Origin of the sequence: Arthrobacter tumbae, assembly GCF_016907495.1 — a bacterium.
GTDB classification, from domain to species: Bacteria; Actinomycetota; Actinomycetes; order Actinomycetales; family Micrococcaceae; genus Arthrobacter_D; species Arthrobacter_D tumbae.
Genome location: NZ_JAFBCC010000001.1, coordinates 1,181,310 through 1,198,502 on the forward strand (window position 1 = coordinate 1,181,310; position 17,193 = coordinate 1,198,502).

Genomic DNA, 17,193 nt, shown 5'->3' on the forward strand with positions numbered 1-17,193 from the left:
CCGGACGCAGGCTCAGGACTACTCTGAAGTGCGGTTCTTTTGGTTCGACGCGCTGATCCCACCTCAACACAACGGGCCGCCCGCCAAATCAGCCCACTATTCGAGGAACCGGCTTCATGCTGATCACCCTGGTCCGCTCATACCTGCGGCCCTACGCGCCACTGGTTACGGCTGTCGTTGTGCTGCAACTGGCCTCGACCATCGCCGCCCTCTTCCTGCCCAGCCTGAATGCGCAGATCATCGATGAGGGCGTCGCCGAGGGCGACACCGAGTACATCTGGAACATCGGCATGGTGATGCTCTGGGTCAGCCTCATCCAGGTGGCCGCAGCAATCGCGGCGGTCTTCTTCGGGTCAAAAGCGGCCATGGCGCTGGGCCGCGACCTCCGCAAGAGCGTGTTCCACCGGGTGTCCGGATACTCGGCGCAGGAAGTCAGCCACTTTGGGGCGCCCAGCCTCATCACACGCGGAACCAATGACGTGCAGCAGGTGCAGATGCTCGTCCTGATGGGGCTGAACTTCATGGTTGCGGCGCCGATCATGTGCATCGGCGGCATCTTCATGGCGCTGCGCGAAGAACCGGCGCTCTCGTGGCTGGTCTGGGTGTCCGTGCCGGCGCTGTTCGTCGTCGTCGGTTTCCTGGTCTGGCGTCTGATGCCGCTGTTCCGCACCATGCAGGTCAAAATCGACAACATCAACGGTGTGCTGCGTGAGCAGATCACCGGCATCCGTGTGGTGCGCGCTTTCGTGCGTGAGCCGTATGAGGCCCAGCGGTTCGGCCGCGCAAACCGGGAGCTCACGGACGTCTCGCTGGCTGTGGGCTCACTTTTTGTCCTCATGTTTCCGGCCATCGGCATGATCCTCCACCTCGCCACCGCGGCGGTGCTGTGGTTCGGCGGCCTCCGGGTGGCCGCGGGAGAAATGGAAGTGGGTGCGCTCACCGCGTTTCTGCAATACCTGCTTCAAATCCTCGTGGCAGTCATGATGGGCACCTTCATGGCCATGATGATCCCCCGCGCGTCCGTCTGTGCCGAACGCATCGGCGAAGTGCTGGACATCGAACCTTCGATCCACGAAACGGAGCGGCCGCTGCAACCCGCGTCCAAGGCCGGCGTGGTCGAATTCCGCAGCGTCACCTTCGCCTACCCCGGCGCTGAGGAGCCCGTCCTGAAGAACATCAGCTTCACCGCCCGGCCCGGGCAGACCACTGCCATTGTGGGGAGCACCGGTGCCGGCAAGAGCACGCTGATTTCCATGCTTCCCCGCCTTTTCGACGTCGGCAACGGCCAGGTTCTGCTCGACGGCGTCCCCGTCACCGACATGGCCCGCCCGGACATCACCGACCGGGTGGCGCTGGTGCCGCAGCGCCCCTACCTCTTCTCGGGCACCGTTGCGCACAACCTGCGGTTCGGAAACCCGAACGCGCACGACGACGACCTCTGGGACGCGCTCACAGTCGCCCAGGCAGCGGATTTCGTCCGCGCGAAAGACCACGGACTGGAGGCTCCGGTCTCGCAGGGCGGCACCAACGTCTCGGGCGGGCAGCGCCAGCGGCTTTGCATTGCGCGGGCACTGGTAGCCGAACCGAAGGTCTATCTGTTCGACGACTCGTTCTCCGCACTCGACGTCACCACCGATTCGCGGTTGCGGGCCGCGCTGAAATCGAGAACCCGGGACGCCACCGTGATCATCGTCGCGCAGCGTGTCACCACCATTACCGACGCCGACCAGATTCTCGTGATGGAGAACGGGGAGATCGTCGCCCGCGGCACCCATGAGGAACTGCTGGAGACCTCGCCGACCTACCAGGAGATCGTTGAATCACAGACGACGGCGGAGGAGGTGGCATGAGCACCGACAAGGACTTCCGACCCGACGAAGACCGGTCCATCGACCCGGTCGTCGCACCCACACCCGGCGCCGCGGCAGACGCCGAGGCGCAGGTGCTCGACGAGGAGTTCCGCCCCTCCGAAGCTGACGGTGACATGTTCGGCGGCACCCCGGCAAAGAAGGCCAAGCATTTCTGGCCGTCCGCCAAGCGGCTCTTCAGTCTGCTGGCACCGGAAAGAACCGCCATCGTGGTGGTGCTCGCGATGGTGGTTGTCGCCGTCGTACTCAATGTCATCGCACCGCGGGTGCTCGGCAGCGCGATGGATGTCATCTTCAGCGGTGTCATCAGCAGCAACCTGCCCGAAGGCGCCAACCAGCAACAGGTGATCGACGGCTTGCGGGCTGAGGGGCAGGATCAGTTCGCCGACATGCTCTCCGGCATGGAACTGACCCCCGGTGCGGGCATCGACTTCACCCTGCTCGGCCGGCTCATCCTGCTGGTGCTGGGCATGTACCTGGTGTCTTCGGTCTTCATGTGGCTGCAGGGATACCTGCTGAACAAGGTCGTCATGCGGGTGGTTTACAACCTGCGCCGGGACGTGGAGGCCAAGCTGAACCGGCTCCCGCTGAACTACTTCGACACCCGGCAGCGAGGCGACCTGCTTTCCCGCGTAACCAACGACGTCGACAATGTCCAGCAGGCGCTGCAGCAGGCTTTCGCGCAGCTCATCATGTCGGCCCTGAGCCTGATCGGCATCATGGTGATGATGTTCGTGGTCTCGTGGCAACTTGCCCTGATCGCCCTCGTAGCGCTGCCGCTGTCGGCGCTGGGGGCGGGCCTGATCGGGGTCCGCAGCCAGAAACTGTTCGCGGAGCAGTGGAAGAACACCGGCCAGTTGAACGGGCACATCGAGGAGTCATTCAGCGGCCATGACCTGGTTCGGGTTTTCGGCCGGGAGAAGGAATCGCTGGAGCAGTTCGACCAGAAGAACGAGGAGCTCTACAAGGCCTCCTTCGGTGCTCAGTTTGTGTCCGGAATGATCATGCCGGTCATGCAGTTCATCTCCTACCTTTCCTACGTGGGGATCGCGGTGGTCGGTGGGCTGCGCGTGGCCTCCGGCTCAATGACCCTCGGTGAGGCGACGGCGTTCATCCAGTACTCACGTGAATTTAACCAGCCCTTGAGTCAAATGGCGGGCATGGCGAACATGCTGCAGTCAGGTGTTGCCTCGGCGGAACGGGTGTTCGAACTGCTCGACGCCGATGAGCAGGATCCTGACACGGCCGTCGCCTCCCTGCCCGCAAAGACGGACGGCCACGTCGAGTTCCAGCATGTCAGCTTCAGCTACTCGCCGGACCGGCCACTGATCGAAGACCTGTCCTTTGCGGCCAGACCTGGTGAGACAGTGGCGATTGTGGGCCCGACTGGTGCAGGCAAGACCACGCTGGTGAATCTCGTGATGCGGTTCTATGAACTCAATTCCGGGCGCATCACCCTAGATGGCGTGGATATCACCCAGATCAGCCGCGCGGAGCTGCGCTCCCGGGTGGGCATGGTTCTGCAGGATGCCTGGCTCTTCGGCGGGTCGATCTACGAGAACATCCGTTACGGCAACCTGGATGCCACGGAGGAACAGGTGATGCAGGCGGCGAAAGCCACCTTCGTTGACCGCTTTGTGCGGGCATTGCCGGACGGTTATGACACCGTCATTGACGAGGAGGGCAACAACGTCAGCGCGGGTGAGAAGCAGCTGATCACCATCGCGCGGGCGTTCCTCGCCAGCCCATCACTGCTGATCCTTGACGAGGCCACCAGCTCGGTTGATACCCGGACCGAGCTGCTGGTGCAGCACGCCATGGCGGCGTTGCGGACAGACCGTACGAGCTTTGTCATAGCCCACCGTCTGTCCACCATCCGCGATGCAGACATCATCCTGGTGATGGAGGCCGGCCGGATAGTGGAGCAGGGCAGTCATTTGGAACTTCTTGAGGCACAGGGAGCGTACTACCGGCTCTACATGTCGCAATTCGCAGCGGCGGCGGATCCCGTTTAGGTGCCCGCGGAGTTCCCCATGTCGGTCCGCTGCTGTTTGAATGGACGATGACCATGCAAGGGGGAACGTCATGACGTACACCAAACTTTTCCTGACGGGCGGCACGTCGCTGCTCGCCGGCGCCTTCCTTTTGCTTGTGCCGTTTAGCAGCATCATCAACGGCACGGCAAGCGGGCTGGACTGGTTCCTCGCAGCAGTCGGTGCCTTCCTCCTGCTCGAAGGCGCCCTGATGTTCTTCCTCGGGGTGCAGTCACGAAAGAGGGACCTGAGCCGGCGCCGGTTCTTGGAGCGCTAACCGTTCCCGTGCGGGTTGGTCATCGCAACCACGAGGAACACAACGCCACTGATCACCGCCTGAACAACGAGCACCGGCAACGCAACCACGCCGAGGTACAGCGTGAGGACCACGGGCATCAGGCTCAGAACCGTCACATCCACACCGCGCAGCAGTGCCGCTAGTTGTGCGCGCGGGACCGGGCCGAACGGCGTCTCAACCGGTGGCGCTGACCAGTCCGTCGCCGGGCGGCTGGCACCACGAACGGTACCCGCACCCATTCCGATACCGGCAAGCGCCGACACCAGGATCAGCATCGGGCCAGCCGCCCCGAGGAACGCCAATACCCCACCGAGCAGCGCCATCCACAGCATCATCGTGGCGGCAGGCATGGCGGCCCGGCTCGCCCGAACCAGCGTTGGGTTTACCGGCACCAGCCCATCGAGCTCCGGCACCAGTGCCGCTCTCCGCGCTACCGCCCCGAACCCTGATGCCACAGCGCAACCGGCAAGAACGACGGCGCCCAACTGCACAAAGACCGGCAAGCCGCCGTCCACAAGCATCACCGCAACGCACGCAACCAGCCAGAGCACCGCCGTCGTCGGCGTGGGGTGCAGGCGCAGGAAACCAACGACGTCGGCGCGCAGCAGTGCTGCGAACGGGCTGCGCATGGGCCACCTGAAATAGCGTGCACCGCGGCGGTGCGCGGTACGGGAATCAGCGCGGACCGCACGCAGCAACTCATTCGAGTCCATGAAGTACAGCGACGAGCCAACGTGACCGGACACCGCTCCGGCACGGGTGAGCTCGCCGCCGGAAACAAGACCTGCGCGCGGTGAAACCAACCGCAACAGGGCCATGGCAAGAACCAGTGCTGCGCCGAAGGACCAGGCTGACGGCACCAATACAGTGGCGAACGCACCGGCAACGGCAATGCCGGCCGCTGCAAACTTCAACCCAACCGACCGCCCACTCCCCTGCAGCAACGCTGCAGTGCCCATCGCAGCCACAACGAGCACTCCGAAAGTGGCGGCGGCATAGGCATGAGTCAGCGGCGCCCGTTCCAGCGCGCCCAGAATGCTGACCGGCGTATAGGCTACGGTCGCACCCGCACCGGCAAGCACGGCACGCCGCAGGAACGGACCCCACACCATCGGCCGCCGGTCCACCGGCAGGGAGAGCCACCATGTGCTCTCCGGCCCACCCACCGCGAGCGGTCCCAGCCTCCGGCCAAGTACGACGACGGCGGCGAGCGCTGCGAAGGTCAGCAGAACCTCCAGTGCCTGGCTGGGGAGGACGAGTACCGGGTCGGCGATGAGGCCGCTGTCCGTGGCGGAGCGCTGCGCGAATTCACCCCGTAGCGCGAGCACGAAGGACACCGCGAGGGCAACCGCGCACCCGAGAGCCAGGACACTGACGTAGACGTCGACGAAAAGGTCAGGCAGGGAGGTCCGGGACCGGTTGTAGCGGCGGGCCGACCGCCGGGTGAACCGGACGATTTCCCCGGCCCGGGCGGCTGAGCCCACCTCTATCACCGTACTCATCAAGCGCCCGCGATGATGGCGGCTGCGGCTCCCGGCGCTGCAAGGGTTACATCGTCGTCGATGACCAGGCACGAGCTTGCCGTGTCCAGCAAGAGCTGCGGATCATGCGTGACGAGCACTACCGTCGCCCCGCCCGCTGCCAGCGAACGGATACGCCCGCCCAACGCTTCACGCATCACTGGGTCGAGCCGCTGTTCGGGTTCGTCAAGGATGAGCAGCGAGGCCGGCCGCATCAAGCCGGCAGCCAGCAGTGTGCGGCGGCGCTGGCCCGATGATAGCGATTCAGGCACCACGTCGGCCCGCTCATGGAGCCCGAAGAAGCTCAACTCCTCCTGCACCTGCGCCTCAGGATCAGGCAGGGAATGCCCGCGGGCGACCAGCAGCAGATGTTCGCGGACCGTGAGGGATGGGAAGAACATGTCCTCGTCGAAAACGGTGGACACCTCCCTGCGGAAGGCAACGGCGTCGGGATTTGCCAACAGCCCGTGGACTTTCACGTCACCCGAGATGGGGAGCTGCCGACCGGCGAGCGTGCGTGCGGCCGTCGACTTGCCCGCTCCATTGAAACCGACAACGCCGAGGATCTCCCCGGCACGCACGGCCACCGAAATTTCACCGCAGACGGGTGCGCCCGCGTAGCCGACAACGAGGCGCTCGGCCTCCAAAACTGTCCCCCGTGAACTCACCCTCCAACCCTATCGGGACGGCAGCGCAGCGGTCCCGTAACGTTTCAGCTCCCCCGGCACATGGCCCGGAATCGGTTTACAGTTGATTGAGTGACTGAATCGCCTGCGCCCCAGGCTCAAACTCCCCGCTATGTTCCCGGGATCAAGTACATCCTGATGCTGGGCGCCCTCGCCGCGCTGCCCGCCGTCACCACCGATATGTATCTGCCCTCGCTCCCAGCAGTTGCGGAGGACCTGCAGGCGAGCCAGGCGGCCGTGCAGTTCACGTTGTCCGGCATGCTGTTGGGCGGTGGCGTAGGGCAGTTGGTGATCGGTCCGCTGTCCGACCGGTTCGGCCGGCGGCTCCCGCTACTTGTCGGTATCACGCTGCACGTCATCATCTCGCTACTCTGCTCGATCGCCCCCGACATCGGCACGCTCATTGTGCTTCGGGTGCTGCAGGGCTTCTTCAACGCGGCCGCCGCCGTCGTCGCCATCGCGGTCATCCGTGACCGGTTCGTCGGGTCCGACGCCGCCAGGCTCCTCTCCCGCCTCATGCTGGTGATCGGCGTCGCGCCGCTTTTTGCTCCCACGATCGGTCAAGGCATAGCCGGCATCTGGGAGTGGCGGGCTGTGTTCTATGCGCTGGCGCTGATCGGCGCCGCCCTCGTGGTGATTGTCTGGCGGTTCATGCCCGAAACCCTTCCGGTTGAACGGCGCCGGCCCGCCCGGCCTTCCCGAGTGGCCGGCGGCTACTGGCAGCTGCTGCGGAACGTGCGCTTCATGTCCCTCGCGGTGATTCCCGGACTGGGTCTCGGCGTGATCATGAGCTACGTGGTGGGTTCCCCCTTCGTGTTCCAGGACCAGTACGGCCTCAGCCAGGGCCAGTTTGCGCTGGTGTTTGCGCTGAATGGTGTGGCCCTGGTGCTGTCCGCTCAGCTGAACGCCTCTCTGGTCCGGAAGGTTGGGCCTGCCAAGCTGTTGCGCACAGCTTCTGTTGCGCAACTCGTGTTCGCCCTGATCCTGGTCGCCGTAGCAGCGACCGGCTTCGGCGGCGTCATAGGCCTGTGCGCAGCCCTGTGGCTGGTCCTCGGCACCCAAGGCATGATTCCGGCTAACGCATCAGTCCTCGCGCTCAACTCCTACGGGCACATGGCCGGAACAGCCGCCGCGGTCATCGGCGCCCTGCAGTCCGGGGTTGCCGGAATTGTCAGTCCGCTCGTGGGAATCCTCGGAGGTGACGCCAGGTCCATGGCGATTGTCATGCTCGGCACCGTGGCGCTCACCGTCGTCGTACTGGCTCTTGGCACTCCGGTGTTCCGCAAGGGCGGCTGGCGCGCGTTCGATGTGCCGGAGGATCAGATCTCCGGCCCACGCGGCGTGTGAACAGTTTGTAAGCTGAGCCAATGACAGCACCCCAGATCTATGTCAGCTTCCCCGGCACAGCGCGTGAGGCCCTGAACTTCTACGCCGGCGTCTTCGGCGGGGAGCTCTCCCTGCACACGCATGAGGATTTCAGCAGGAGCGAGGGCACCCCTGATGCCATTGCCCACGGCGAACTCAACGGCGTGGTTGCCTTGGCGGGTTCGGATGCAGGAGCCGGGGACAAGAGCGTCCGGTTCGAGGGCATGATGCTCTCCTTGCTGGGGACCGCCGAACCGGCTGTCCTCCATGACTGGTTCGACAAGCTGGCTGACGGCGGCACTGTGGTCGATCCACTCGCACCCAAGCCGTGGGGCGCCTCCGATGGGCAGGTCATCGACCGTCACGGGCTTCACTGGCTCATCGGCTACGAGCCCGTTGCGTGAGTACGGCGCAGCGGCCCACATCGGAAGCGGCTACTTACGTTCCGCCTGCGCGCCGACCGGCCGCCGCATTACCGTTCGAGGCCACGCGTCGAGACCGAGCGCGGCCTCGTGATTGCGAATTCGTTGAAGACCAGGCGTCCAATCATCCCTTGTGATCACGCGAAAGCCGAGGCGCGAGTAGTACGGCGCATTCCATGGAACGTCGGTGAAAGTAGTCAGAGTCAACGCTGACAAACCGTGCAGTGCGGCCCATTCCTCCGCCACGCTCAACAGTGCACGTCCCAACCCTCGCCGCGCATGATCCGGGTGCACCGATACCTGCTCGATGTGGCCGGCGCCATCCACCACGTCAAGCAGCAGGTAGGCGATTGGCTGGCCGTCATTGTCCGTTGCGACCCAGGCGTGACCGGCTCGCTGGTAGCCGTGCAGAACGTCCATGGGCGGCGCCTCATCGTCGGCGATCGGTGCCATGTCCAGCTCCCGGAAAGCCGCTCCCGCAGCTCGCTCGATATCAGGCATACTAGCGACGTCCTCCGGAAGCGCCGCGCGAATCATGCTGCTCAGTACACCATGGAGACCTGGTCAGTGCTTCATGCACACTGCACCTTCACTATGGACTGTCGCTAGCCAGAAACTGGCAGACTCGACCCATGCGCGAACTCGTGATCCTCGGTACCGCCTCCCAGGTTCCCACCCGGACCCGCAACCACAACGGGTACCTCCTCCGCTGGGACGGCGAGGGGCTGCTCTTCGACCCGGGTGAAGGCACCCAGCGGCAGATGACCTACGCCGGCGTCAGCGCTTCCAGCGTCACCCGCATCTGCCTGACCCACCTGCACGGCGATCACTGCTTCGGTCTGCCGGGAGTGCTGTCCCGCATGGTGCTCGACGGCGTGACCCACCCGGTGCACCTCCACTACCCCGCGTCGGGCGAAGAGTCAGTCCGGGCGCTCGTCTCCCTCGCGACACCGGGCCTGGACCTGCGGCTGCGCCCGCACGGTTCCTCCGGCGCCATCGCCGATGGGCTCGAAGTGCAGCCGCTGCGGCACCGGATTGAGGCTTACGGCTACCGCCTCAGCGAACCTCCGTCGCGGAGCCTCCTGCCGAAGCGCCTCGCCGCGGCAGGAATCACAGGTCCCGACGTCGGCCGCCTACAGCGCGAAGGACGGATCGGCGACACGGCGCTTGAGGAGGTCAGCGTCCCGAAGCCGGGGCAAACCTTCGCTTTTGTCATGGACACCGCTGAATGTGAGGGCGCGGAGGCACTCGCCGAGAACGTGGACCTCTTGGTTGCCGAGTCCACTTTCAGCGACGACGACGCCGGCCTCGCCGCCGAGTACCTGCACCTCACCGCAGGGCAGGCAGGCACGCTGGCTGCGAACGGACGCGCACGCATGCTCGTGCTCACGCACTTCTCGTCCCGCTACCCCGATGTAAGCGTGCTGGAAGAGCAGGCGGCTGCCGCCGTCGTCGTCCGAATGGGTGCCGGCAGCGGCACCCGGATCATCGCAGCCAACGACCTGGACCGCATCCCGCTTCCCAAGCGCCGCTCGCTGCCCTAGCCGTCGGCCGACTCAGCGCTGCGACAGAACCTTCCCCAACCCGGGATGGTGCAGTTCGGCAACATCGGGGTGGGCCCGCACCCGCCCCTTGAGGACGTTCATCCCGTAGGAGGACAGCATGGGGTTGTCCGGGTCATCGGAGATCCCGCGGGCGGCAGCCTGCAACTCGGGCGGCAGCGAAACCGGCTGGACCACGGCGTCAAGACGCGGCGACCAGAAGAACGGGACCGAGTAGCGGTCCACGCCGGGCGGCGGCGCCTGCACCTGATGGATGGTTGCTGCAAGGTAGCCTCCGGTGGCCACCTCCAGCATCTCGCCGAGGTTCACCACCAGCGCCCCCGGAATGGGCTCGACAGGAATCGGGGTGTCCGTACCGGGCGGAAGCACCTCAAGCCCACCCACCTCGTCCTGCAGGAGCAGCGTCACAAAGCCGTAGTCGGCATGGAGTCCGACGCCCTGACTGCCGGCACCCTCGAGCCCTCCGACGTAGTGCACGAGCTTGGCCATCCAGGCCGGCGTGGCCTCGAAGAGGTCCGCAAAGTGGTCCTCCGGCTGGCCCAGCGCAACGGCGATCGCCGACAACAGCTCCGCACCGACCCCGGACATCAGGGCAGCCCAATCCATCGCCCGGCTCTCGAGCTCCGGCAGGTTCCCTCCCGGCCACTGATTGGGACCCTGAAGAAGCCAGTACGGCTGGTCCTCCGGATAGTCGGGAACCGGCTCGCGCTCCGGGGAAAAGTCGATCTGCTCGCGGGCGTCAGCACGGCCACGCGTCACCTCGGTGCCGAGCCGGGCATAACCGCGGAAGTGCGGCGAGTTGCGGTTATCGAGTGCGAGCCGCTCCTCCACAGGTAGATCAAAGAACTGCTTCATTCCGCTGAACAGGTCATCCACCTGGGACGGAGCAGCGCCGTAGTTGATGATCTGGAAAAACCCCACGGCATGGGCGGCTTCGCGCAGCTGCTCGATAAAGTCCTGGTCGAAAGAGCCGTCGGGGCGGCGGGCTGTGCTGAGGTCGAGCACGGGGATCGATCGCTGGGTATGCGTCATTGATGGAGCCTAACGCGAGAACCCCTACCTGATACTTCTCTTTATGACGCAATGTTTCATTCAGGCGGAAGGGGCTGCCGGACCACTTCCGCGGCCCGGCGCAGCATGGGCTCCTGGTCCTGCGCCCAACGGTCGACGACGGTAATCGCCTTCAGTCTGTCGTGCCCGGTAAGGCGTGCAATCAGTGGCCCGACGACATCGGCCGCGAGCGGATCCGCCAGCAATTCTGTCCGCGAACTCCGCAGGAAACCTTCAATCCTCGTCAGATCAGTGTTCCGGAGCAGTGCAACGCTCGACTGCAGAAGGACCACCGCGGCGAGACGACGCTCGAAAACCGGTGAATCTCCCCAGAGCTCGGAACTGAGGAAGACCACCTCGTCGTGCGTCAGATGCCGGAATTTGCGGCGCGCGTCACGAATGGTGCCCCGGATGGCGCCTACCGAGGCGCCGTAATAGCGGAGTCCGTCGTCGAGCGAGTTCAGCGCATCTGCCCGCTCCCATGACGCTTCCCGCTGGAGTGCGGCATCAATGAACTCCGCAGCTTCGCTCAATGCTCAGAGGCGCGGGTTCCCGGGGGTACTTCCGGGCGTCTCCGATCGGTTCGCCGGGCCCTGGCCCTGAGAGGTTCCGGGATTCTGAGGTCCGGCTTCGGGGCCGGGGCTCTGCGGGACGCTTCCCGGCGTCTGCGGTCCGGCTTCGGGGCCGGGGCTCTGCGGGACGCTTCCCGGCGTCTGCGGTCCGGCTCCCGATGCCTGGGGCCCGTCACCCAAACCCTGACCCTGACCTTGCGCACCGTCCCCTGGGCCTCCGAGGTGCTTGTGTGCCTGGCCGCGGGCGTTCTGGATCTTGTCTTGGTGCTTGCCCTTGGTGGCTTTGTCAGCCGCCTCCGCTACCCGGTCCACAACCTTGCTGCCCATCTGCTTGGCCTGCGGGCTATTGAGGGCTTCCCTGACTTTGGGATTACGCGCGAGTCCCATCGCGATCTTGCCGAGCGATCCGAATCCAGCCATAACCGTTTCCTTCTTTCACGTGAGTGCGGTGTCCTGTGAGTACCAACGTCGTTCCACAGGGAATTGTCCCCCGCCTATGGCCCGAGCGGAAAGCAGAAACGGCCCTCAGGTGCAGGATCGCCGGTTCGAACCGGCGTGTGTGCACCTAAGGGCCGTGTTTGCGGGCCGTTACGCCTAAGGGCCGTGTTTGCGGGCCGCTGCACCTAAGGGCCGTTGCTGCGGAGACCCTACTGCTCCAGCTTCATGGCCTTGCGCAGTGACAGCGCGCCGCCGCCCTGCATGACGGCTCTACGGTAGATTTTCTCGCCGAGGTGAAGCAGCGCGACTGCCGCCGCGAGGGCAATCACCAGTGACAGGATCGGCTCCCACAGCGCTACCTCGGTGTTCAGCATGCGGATCGGCATGGCCACGGATGACACCACCGGCACGTAGGACGCCACCACCAGCAGCTGGCCCGATGCGAACAATCCGGCACCCAGTGCCGCGAAGATCAGGACCATGACCGGCGTCGAGTTGCTGGACAGGTCCTCCGGCCGGCTGGCCAGTGAGCCCAGGACTGCCCAGATCGACGCGAGGATTAGGAAGCCGAAGAGGAAGAACACCATGAACCATCCCGAGGCAGGGATGATGCTTCCCACGAGGTCCGCCGTATCGGTCAGGTTGAGGGCCAACAGGGCGGCCCCACCGTACAGCGCAAGCTGCACCATGGCCAGGATCGTATTTCCCAGTACCTTGCCGTACAACAATTGCCGAACGGGTATTGCCGTGGCGAGGATCTCCACCACCCGGTTCTGCTTCTCCTCCACCACCGAGTTGGCGATGGCCATTCCGAAGATGATGGACGCCATATAGAACAGGAAGCTGAAGGCGAAACCGGCGATGTCTGCCACGGCCTGGTTCTCCGCGTTGCCTTCCAGCAGCGACTCCTCGAGTTCGGAACCGGCAAGCAGCTCCTCCGGCGAGGTTCCGGCCGCAGCCGCGTTGGTTTCCAGCACGTAAGTCTCCAGCGAGGCACCGATCCCGGTGCTCAACCCCCTGGAAACCTCATTCTTTCCTGTCAGAGTCCAGCCACCGCCATCGCCCCGGATGAGCGCCGCGTCGGCTTCCTCCGACCGGACCTCCTCGAGTGCTGCTTCCTCCGAGTCAACGACAATCGCCGTGAAAGTGGTGTTGCCGTCGTCGGCCCTGCCATCCTGGTCCGCGAGCGCGGTCACCGACTGTCCGGCCTCCGAGGTTACCGCCACGGTGAAATCCTCACCGCGGCTGGACATGTAGGCGTTGAAGACGACGCCGGCGACAATAAGCACGAGCGTCACGATCGTGGAAATCGCGAACCCGCGGTCCTTCGCCTTGACCATGACTTCACGAAGGGTGACGATCAGCCAGGCCGGCTGTGCGTTGCGTCCCGGCTGGGACGACGACGGCTCCCCCGGCCGCACGTGCCGCTCCGTTGTTTCGGTGCTCACTGGGATACCCCCCGGTAGATTTCGCTCAGGCTTGGCCTGATTCTGCTGAATTCGTACACGCTTCCGCGTGCCATGGCGGCGGCAAGCAGCCGCTGCGCGTCGTCGTCGTTTTCCAGCTCGACGACGGCGTCCCGGCCTGCGACGTCGATGACGGTCACCCCGGTTTCCTCCCGGACCCAGCCGGCGTCGGGTGAGACGGTCAGCCTGTGCCGGCGGGGAGCCGTGGCGCGGAGTTCATCGCCGGTGCCGGAAGCGACCAGCCGACCCTTCTGCAGGACCACGAGGTTGTCGCAGAGGCGATCCACCAGATCGAGCTGGTGGCTGGAAAAGAGGACCGGGACGCCTTGGGCGGTGTGCTCGCGAAGCAGGTCCACCATTGAGTCCACCGCAATGGGGTCGAGCCCGGAGAACGGTTCGTCGAGAACGAGGACCGAGGGCCGGTGCAGGAGTGATGCCGCAATCTGCACCCTTTGCTGGTTGCCGAGTGACAGGGACTCCAGCTTGTCCTTTCCGCGGCCGCCGAGCTGGAAGCGCTCGAGCAGGTCCTGTGCGCGGGACCGTGCATCGGCCTGGCTCATCCGGTGCAGCTGGCCCAGGTAGACGAGCTGGTCGAGGATGGGCTGCTTCGGGTAGAGGCCGCGTTCTTCGGGCATGTACCCGAAAGTGGCGCGGTCAGCCGCTGTGACCGGGCGACCGCTCACCAGGACGCTGCCCGCATGCGCGGTGAGAACACCCATGATCATGCGCATGGTGGTGGTTTTTCCGGCCCCGTTGGCGCCCACGAATCCGGTCATCTTCCCCGAGGGGACTGTGAAACTTACGTCGTCGACGGCGGTGTTCTCGCCGAAGCGCCGGGTCAGGTTCTGCACCTGCAGCATTGGGTTTCCTCCCGTTTGATCCTTCGGTCATCAACAGTAGGCAAGCCGGGTGCGCAGCGGATGAGCCGTAAGGCGGAGCCGTCATTCCCCCGGACGGATGAGCCCGCTCTCATAGGCGAAGACAACCGCCTGCACCCGGTCCCGGACCTGAATCTTGGCCAGCAGCGAGGAGACATGGGATTTCACGGTCGCCTCGGCCAGGTAGAGCTTGCGTGCCAGCTCGGCGTTGCTCAGTCCCGCGGCCATGCACTCGAGAACCTCCCTCTCGCGCTGGGTCAGGGAGGCGAGCAGGTTCTGCTGACGCTGCCGGTCGGCGCTGGGTTGCTTCTCCACCTGCGCCTGTTCCTGGCTGCCGAGCTGGTCCGCGAAGCGCTCGATCACGCGGAGGGTGACCTCCGGGGCCAGCAGCGCGTAACCGCCGGCAACCGCCTGCACTGCGGCGACAAGGTCATCCGGATCGGCATTCTTGAGGAGGAAGCCGCTCGCACCGCCGCGGATTGCGTCGAAAAGGTAGTCATCGCGCTCAAAGGTGGTCAGGATGATGACCTTCCCCCGACCGGCTGCCGTGATCTGCTCAGTTGCGCGGATTCCGTCAAGCACCGGCATCTGCACGTCCATCAGGATGATGTCGACGTCGTTGGCAGCAGCGAAGTCCACCGCCTCCTGCCCGTTGGTCACCTGGCCCACCACCTCGATGTCATCCTCAATGGACAGGATGGTCGCGAAACCGGCACGGACGAGCCCCTGGTCATCGGCAAGCAGCACTCGGATCTTGTTCATCACGTTCTTTCGTGGCAGTTCGACAGAAGGGAGTTGAGCGGGAGGAGGCGGGCGCTCACTGCAGCAGGAAGCGGGCACGGACCCGCCAGCCGCCGTCGGAACGGGGACCGATCTCGACCGTTCCGCGATGCAGGGCGACGCGTTCGCGGATACCCTGCAGCCCATAGCCGGAACCGGCCTCCGCGCGCTGCCTGGGCCTGCCGTTGTCCACGGTTTCCAGTTCCACCCAGCGCTGCCCGCCCGCGCGTCCGGTACGCAGGGTCATCACCGCTGCGGAAGCGGTGGAGTGCCGGCGGACGTTCGTCAATGATTCCTGCGCTGTCCGGTACAGCGACAACGCAAGCGGGGCAGATACTTCCTGAAGCGCATCCGGCACGTCCTCCACCCGCGAGAAGGTGACATCGAGGCCACCGTCCTGCTGGTTTTCGGCCAGCGCCGCAATGTCGGCGAGCCCGGGCTCGGGGTGGCGGCCGCCGTCGTCGTCGTTTTTGTTGTTGTTCTGTGCTGCAGCTTCGGACCGGAGGACGCCGAGGAGGTTGCGCATGTCGGTGACGGCCTGGCGGCTGGCCTGCTCGATGGTGCGCAATGACTCCGCGGCGACCTCCGGTTTCCGGTCCATCACCCGGCGTGCAGCACCGGCCTGCACTCCGATGACCGACACGTGGTGGGCAACGACGTCGTGCAGCTCGCGGGCGATCCGGAGGCGCTCCTCAATGACCGCGCGGCGCGCGATTTCCGCGGACTGCCTGGCGATCTGTGCTGCCTGTTCGGCCAGCTGGGTCCGCTGAAGGGCGTTGCGCCAGGAGGACATGCCCGCCAGGATGGCGCCGCCGAAGTAGGCGAAGTTCACCATGAAGTAGTAGAGCGCCGCGGAGGTGAGCGGGTCGAAAATCCCCCGCCACGTCTCGTCTCCCTCGGAGACCCGCTCCAGCAGCCCGTCATAGGTATTCGCGACCGTCAGCGAGAGGATTAGCCAGAGCGTCATGGCGACCACAACAACCGTGGTTCCGAGCCACAGCACCCTGCGGTCCTTCGCCCACGCAACCGCCGAGTACAGCGAAGCGAAATACGCCACCTGATAGGAGATCTGCAGCGAGAGCGCCGGAATCCAGAGACTGAGGATGATGAAGAGCGCCGACATGACCAGCATGACCGTCACTGGGAAGCGCCGCCTGAACACGAGCGGGAAGATCATCAGGGCAAGGACGGCGTGCTGGAGCCAGATCGGGCTGCGCTCCTCGGCCATGGCGCCGACGCCGCGGCTCAGTTCCAGCGCCAGCGCGCTCACCAGGAAGAAAACGACGACGCCGATCACATCCCGGCGCAGGTGGTCTCCGGTGGGGCCGGGACGCTCCCACCGCCGCTCGTCGGAATCCAGCCCGAAGGTGAGCCGCTTGAGTATCTTCACCATGTCCGCCTACAGCATCCTTCGCATTGTTCAGCAGACACTCGCCTCGAGCTCGCGCTGTGCCTGGCCGGCCAGCAGACGGAGCGCCATCTCATCCTCCAGGGAGAATTCCCGCGGTTTGTCATCAATGATGCAGAGCGAACCGATGCGCCACCCTTCGGGCCCGGTGAGTGGATACCCCGCGTAGAAGCGGATGTGCGGCTGTTCGAGCACCAACGGGTTGGTCCGGAACTGCTCATGCAACAGCGCATCCCTCACCACGAGCATGCGCTTCTCCCGGATGGTCTCGTTGCAGAAGGAAACGTCCCGCGGCACATTCTGGCCTATCGGCCCCGTCACCGACTTGATGAACTGCTGACGCTCGCCGATCAGCGCCAACGATGAAGAACTGACACCGAACACCCGCTGCGCTTCGCGGGTGATCCGGTCAAACCGCTCTTCCGCGGGCGTTCCGAACAGGCCTGTCTGTGCCAGTGAGTCGAGCCGACGCCGCTCCGCGTCAGCGCCCTTGAGGAACGCGTACGACGACGTCACGAACCTCTGCAGCGCACCATCCGTGCAGCTCTCGAAACTGCTCTCGGTGATCACGCCGGACGCCAGGGAAACGTCGTCCGTCGAGTAGGCAGCGCGTCGGGCAGGCGCGCTGCGCTCATCGAGCATCTCGTTGACGGCGTGCGAAACCATGTCCCGCTGCAGTTCGTCGATCAGCGCCAGGCCGGAGAGATAGGCCTGCACTTCCAGGCGATCGCACCATCCGCCGAGGTTGGCGAAGCCGGTCCACACCTCATCGGGATCGAGACCCGTATCGGCCACCGCACGGGCGGTGAACCATTGCTGCAGATAGGGATTCATCGCCGCCTTCCGG

Annotated in this window: 17 protein-coding genes; 6 read left to right on the forward strand and 11 right to left on the reverse strand. The window is 65.2% G+C overall.

The genetic code is table 11. From position 1 onward, the window contains the following. Window positions 1–116 precede the first annotated feature (116 nt). From JOD47_RS05630 to JOD47_RS05640, 3 genes are all read left to right on the forward strand, one after another. Window positions 117–1,850, forward strand: a complete 1,734-nt coding sequence (locus JOD47_RS05630; RefSeq protein ID WP_204532754.1) for an ABC transporter ATP-binding protein — start codon at window positions 117–119, stop codon at window positions 1,848–1,850. Then, a complete protein-coding gene (locus JOD47_RS05635) occupies window positions 1,847–3,883 on the forward strand; it encodes an ABC transporter ATP-binding protein (RefSeq protein WP_372432790.1) in 2,037 nt (678 codons plus the stop codon). The genes JOD47_RS05630 and JOD47_RS05635 overlap by 4 nt, the downstream gene beginning before the upstream one ends. Window positions 3,884–3,953: 70 nt before the next feature. Then, on the forward strand, window positions 3,954–4,178 hold the full coding sequence (locus JOD47_RS05640) for a hypothetical protein (RefSeq protein ID WP_204532755.1): 225 nt from the start codon (window positions 3,954–3,956) through the stop codon (window positions 4,176–4,178). Here the strand turns inward: JOD47_RS05640 and JOD47_RS05645 are convergent. After that, window positions 4,175–5,701, reverse strand: coding sequence for a DUF6297 family protein (locus JOD47_RS05645; RefSeq protein ID WP_204532757.1), 1,527 nt, complete (start codon window positions 5,699–5,701; stop codon window positions 4,175–4,177). The genes JOD47_RS05640 and JOD47_RS05645 overlap by 4 nt on opposite strands. After that, window positions 5,701–6,387, reverse strand: a complete 687-nt coding sequence (locus tag JOD47_RS05650; protein WP_204532760.1) for an ABC transporter ATP-binding protein — start codon at window positions 6,385–6,387, stop codon at window positions 5,701–5,703. The genes JOD47_RS05645 and JOD47_RS05650 overlap by 1 nt, the downstream gene beginning before the upstream one ends. A gap of 90 nt (window positions 6,388–6,477) precedes the next feature. On the opposite strand from JOD47_RS05650, the gene JOD47_RS05655 reads away from it, so the two are divergent. Continuing rightward, a complete protein-coding gene (locus JOD47_RS05655; protein ID WP_307836206.1) occupies window positions 6,478–7,752 on the forward strand; it encodes a multidrug effflux MFS transporter in 1,275 nt (424 codons plus the stop codon). Window positions 7,753–7,772: 20 nt separating this feature from the next. Beyond that, window positions 7,773–8,174 carry a VOC family protein gene (locus JOD47_RS05660; RefSeq protein WP_204532762.1) on the forward strand — a complete coding sequence of 134 codons (402 nt, stop codon included), beginning with the start codon at window positions 7,773–7,775 and terminating at the stop codon, window positions 8,172–8,174. 30 nt (window positions 8,175–8,204) lie between these two features. Here JOD47_RS05660 and JOD47_RS05665 read toward each other — a convergent pair whose 3' ends face one another. After that, entirely contained in the window at window positions 8,205–8,693 is a 489-nt protein-coding gene (locus tag JOD47_RS05665; protein WP_239548025.1) for a GNAT family N-acetyltransferase, read from the reverse strand. 131 nt (window positions 8,694–8,824) lie between these two features. On the opposite strand from JOD47_RS05665, the gene JOD47_RS05670 reads away from it, so the two are divergent. Continuing rightward, a complete protein-coding gene (locus JOD47_RS05670; protein WP_204532766.1) occupies window positions 8,825–9,736 on the forward strand; it encodes a ribonuclease Z in 912 nt (303 codons plus the stop codon). A gap of 12 nt (window positions 9,737–9,748) precedes the next feature. Here JOD47_RS05670 and JOD47_RS05675 read toward each other — a convergent pair whose 3' ends face one another. From JOD47_RS05675 to JOD47_RS05710, 8 genes are all read right to left on the reverse strand, one after another. Further along, a complete protein-coding gene (locus JOD47_RS05675; RefSeq protein WP_204532768.1) occupies window positions 9,749–10,786 on the reverse strand; it encodes an isopenicillin N synthase family dioxygenase in 1,038 nt (345 codons plus the stop codon). Window positions 10,787–10,842: 56 nt separating this feature from the next. Next, entirely contained in the window at window positions 10,843–11,337 is a 495-nt protein-coding gene (locus JOD47_RS05680) for a DNA alkylation repair protein (RefSeq protein ID WP_204532770.1), read from the reverse strand. A 3-nt stretch (window positions 11,338–11,340) separates the two neighbouring features. Beyond that, window positions 11,341–11,796: an antitoxin gene (locus tag JOD47_RS05685; RefSeq protein ID WP_204532772.1), complete on the reverse strand. Its 456-nt coding sequence runs from the start codon at window positions 11,794–11,796 to the stop codon at window positions 11,341–11,343. Window positions 11,797–12,023: 227 nt separating this feature from the next. Continuing rightward, window positions 12,024–13,262, reverse strand: a complete 1,239-nt coding sequence (locus tag JOD47_RS05690) for an ABC transporter permease (RefSeq protein WP_307836207.1) — start codon at window positions 13,260–13,262, stop codon at window positions 12,024–12,026. Next, entirely contained in the window at window positions 13,259–14,140 is an 882-nt protein-coding gene (locus JOD47_RS05695) for an ABC transporter ATP-binding protein (protein ID WP_204532774.1), read from the reverse strand. The genes JOD47_RS05690 and JOD47_RS05695 overlap by 4 nt, the downstream gene beginning before the upstream one ends. An 81-nt stretch (window positions 14,141–14,221) precedes the next feature. Continuing rightward, window positions 14,222–14,920 carry a response regulator gene (locus JOD47_RS05700; protein WP_204532776.1) on the reverse strand — a complete coding sequence of 233 codons (699 nt, stop codon included), beginning with the start codon at window positions 14,918–14,920 and terminating at the stop codon, window positions 14,222–14,224. A 55-nt stretch (window positions 14,921–14,975) separates the two neighbouring features. After that, window positions 14,976–16,331 (reverse strand): sensor histidine kinase, encoded by a 1,356-nt coding sequence (locus JOD47_RS05705; RefSeq protein ID WP_204532780.1) that lies wholly within the window; start codon window positions 16,329–16,331, stop codon window positions 14,976–14,978. 27 nt (window positions 16,332–16,358) lie between these two features. Beyond that, on the reverse strand, window positions 16,359–17,180 hold the full coding sequence (locus JOD47_RS05710) for a GAF domain-containing protein (protein WP_204532781.1): 822 nt from the start codon (window positions 17,178–17,180) through the stop codon (window positions 16,359–16,361). Between the last annotated feature and the right edge of the window lie 13 nt (window positions 17,181–17,193).

Bases quoted from the DNA above. Each gene is read 5' to 3' on its own strand.
- JOD47_RS05630 (WP_204532754.1), top strand. From the start codon at position 117: ATGCTGATCACCCTGGTCCGCTCATACCTGCGGCCCTACGCGCCACTG.
- JOD47_RS05635 (WP_372432790.1), top strand. From the start codon at position 1,847: ATGAGCACCGACAAGGACTTCCGACCCGACGAAGACCGGTCCATCGAC.
- JOD47_RS05640 (WP_204532755.1), top strand. From the start codon at position 3,954: ATGACGTACACCAAACTTTTCCTGACGGGCGGCACGTCGCTGCTCGCC.
- JOD47_RS05645 (WP_204532757.1), bottom strand. From the start codon at position 5,701: ATGAGTACGGTGATAGAGGTGGGCTCAGCCGCCCGGGCCGGGGAAATC.
- JOD47_RS05660 (WP_204532762.1), top strand. From the start codon at position 7,773: ATGACAGCACCCCAGATCTATGTCAGCTTCCCCGGCACAGCGCGTGAG.
- JOD47_RS05665 (WP_239548025.1), bottom strand. From the start codon at position 8,693: ATGCCTGATATCGAGCGAGCTGCGGGAGCGGCTTTCCGGGAGCTGGAC.
- JOD47_RS05670 (WP_204532766.1), top strand. From the start codon at position 8,825: ATGCGCGAACTCGTGATCCTCGGTACCGCCTCCCAGGTTCCCACCCGG.
- JOD47_RS05675 (WP_204532768.1), bottom strand. From the start codon at position 10,786: ATGACGCATACCCAGCGATCGATCCCCGTGCTCGACCTCAGCACAGCC.
- JOD47_RS05685 (WP_204532772.1), bottom strand. From the start codon at position 11,796: ATGGCTGGATTCGGATCGCTCGGCAAGATCGCGATGGGACTCGCGCGT.
- JOD47_RS05695 (WP_204532774.1), bottom strand. From the start codon at position 14,140: ATGCTGCAGGTGCAGAACCTGACCCGGCGCTTCGGCGAGAACACCGCC.
- JOD47_RS05700 (WP_204532776.1), bottom strand. From the start codon at position 14,920: ATGAACAAGATCCGAGTGCTGCTTGCCGATGACCAGGGGCTCGTCCGT.
- JOD47_RS05705 (WP_204532780.1), bottom strand. From the start codon at position 16,331: ATGGTGAAGATACTCAAGCGGCTCACCTTCGGGCTGGATTCCGACGAG.
- JOD47_RS05710 (WP_204532781.1), bottom strand. From the start codon at position 17,180: ATGAATCCCTATCTGCAGCAATGGTTCACCGCCCGTGCGGTGGCCGAT.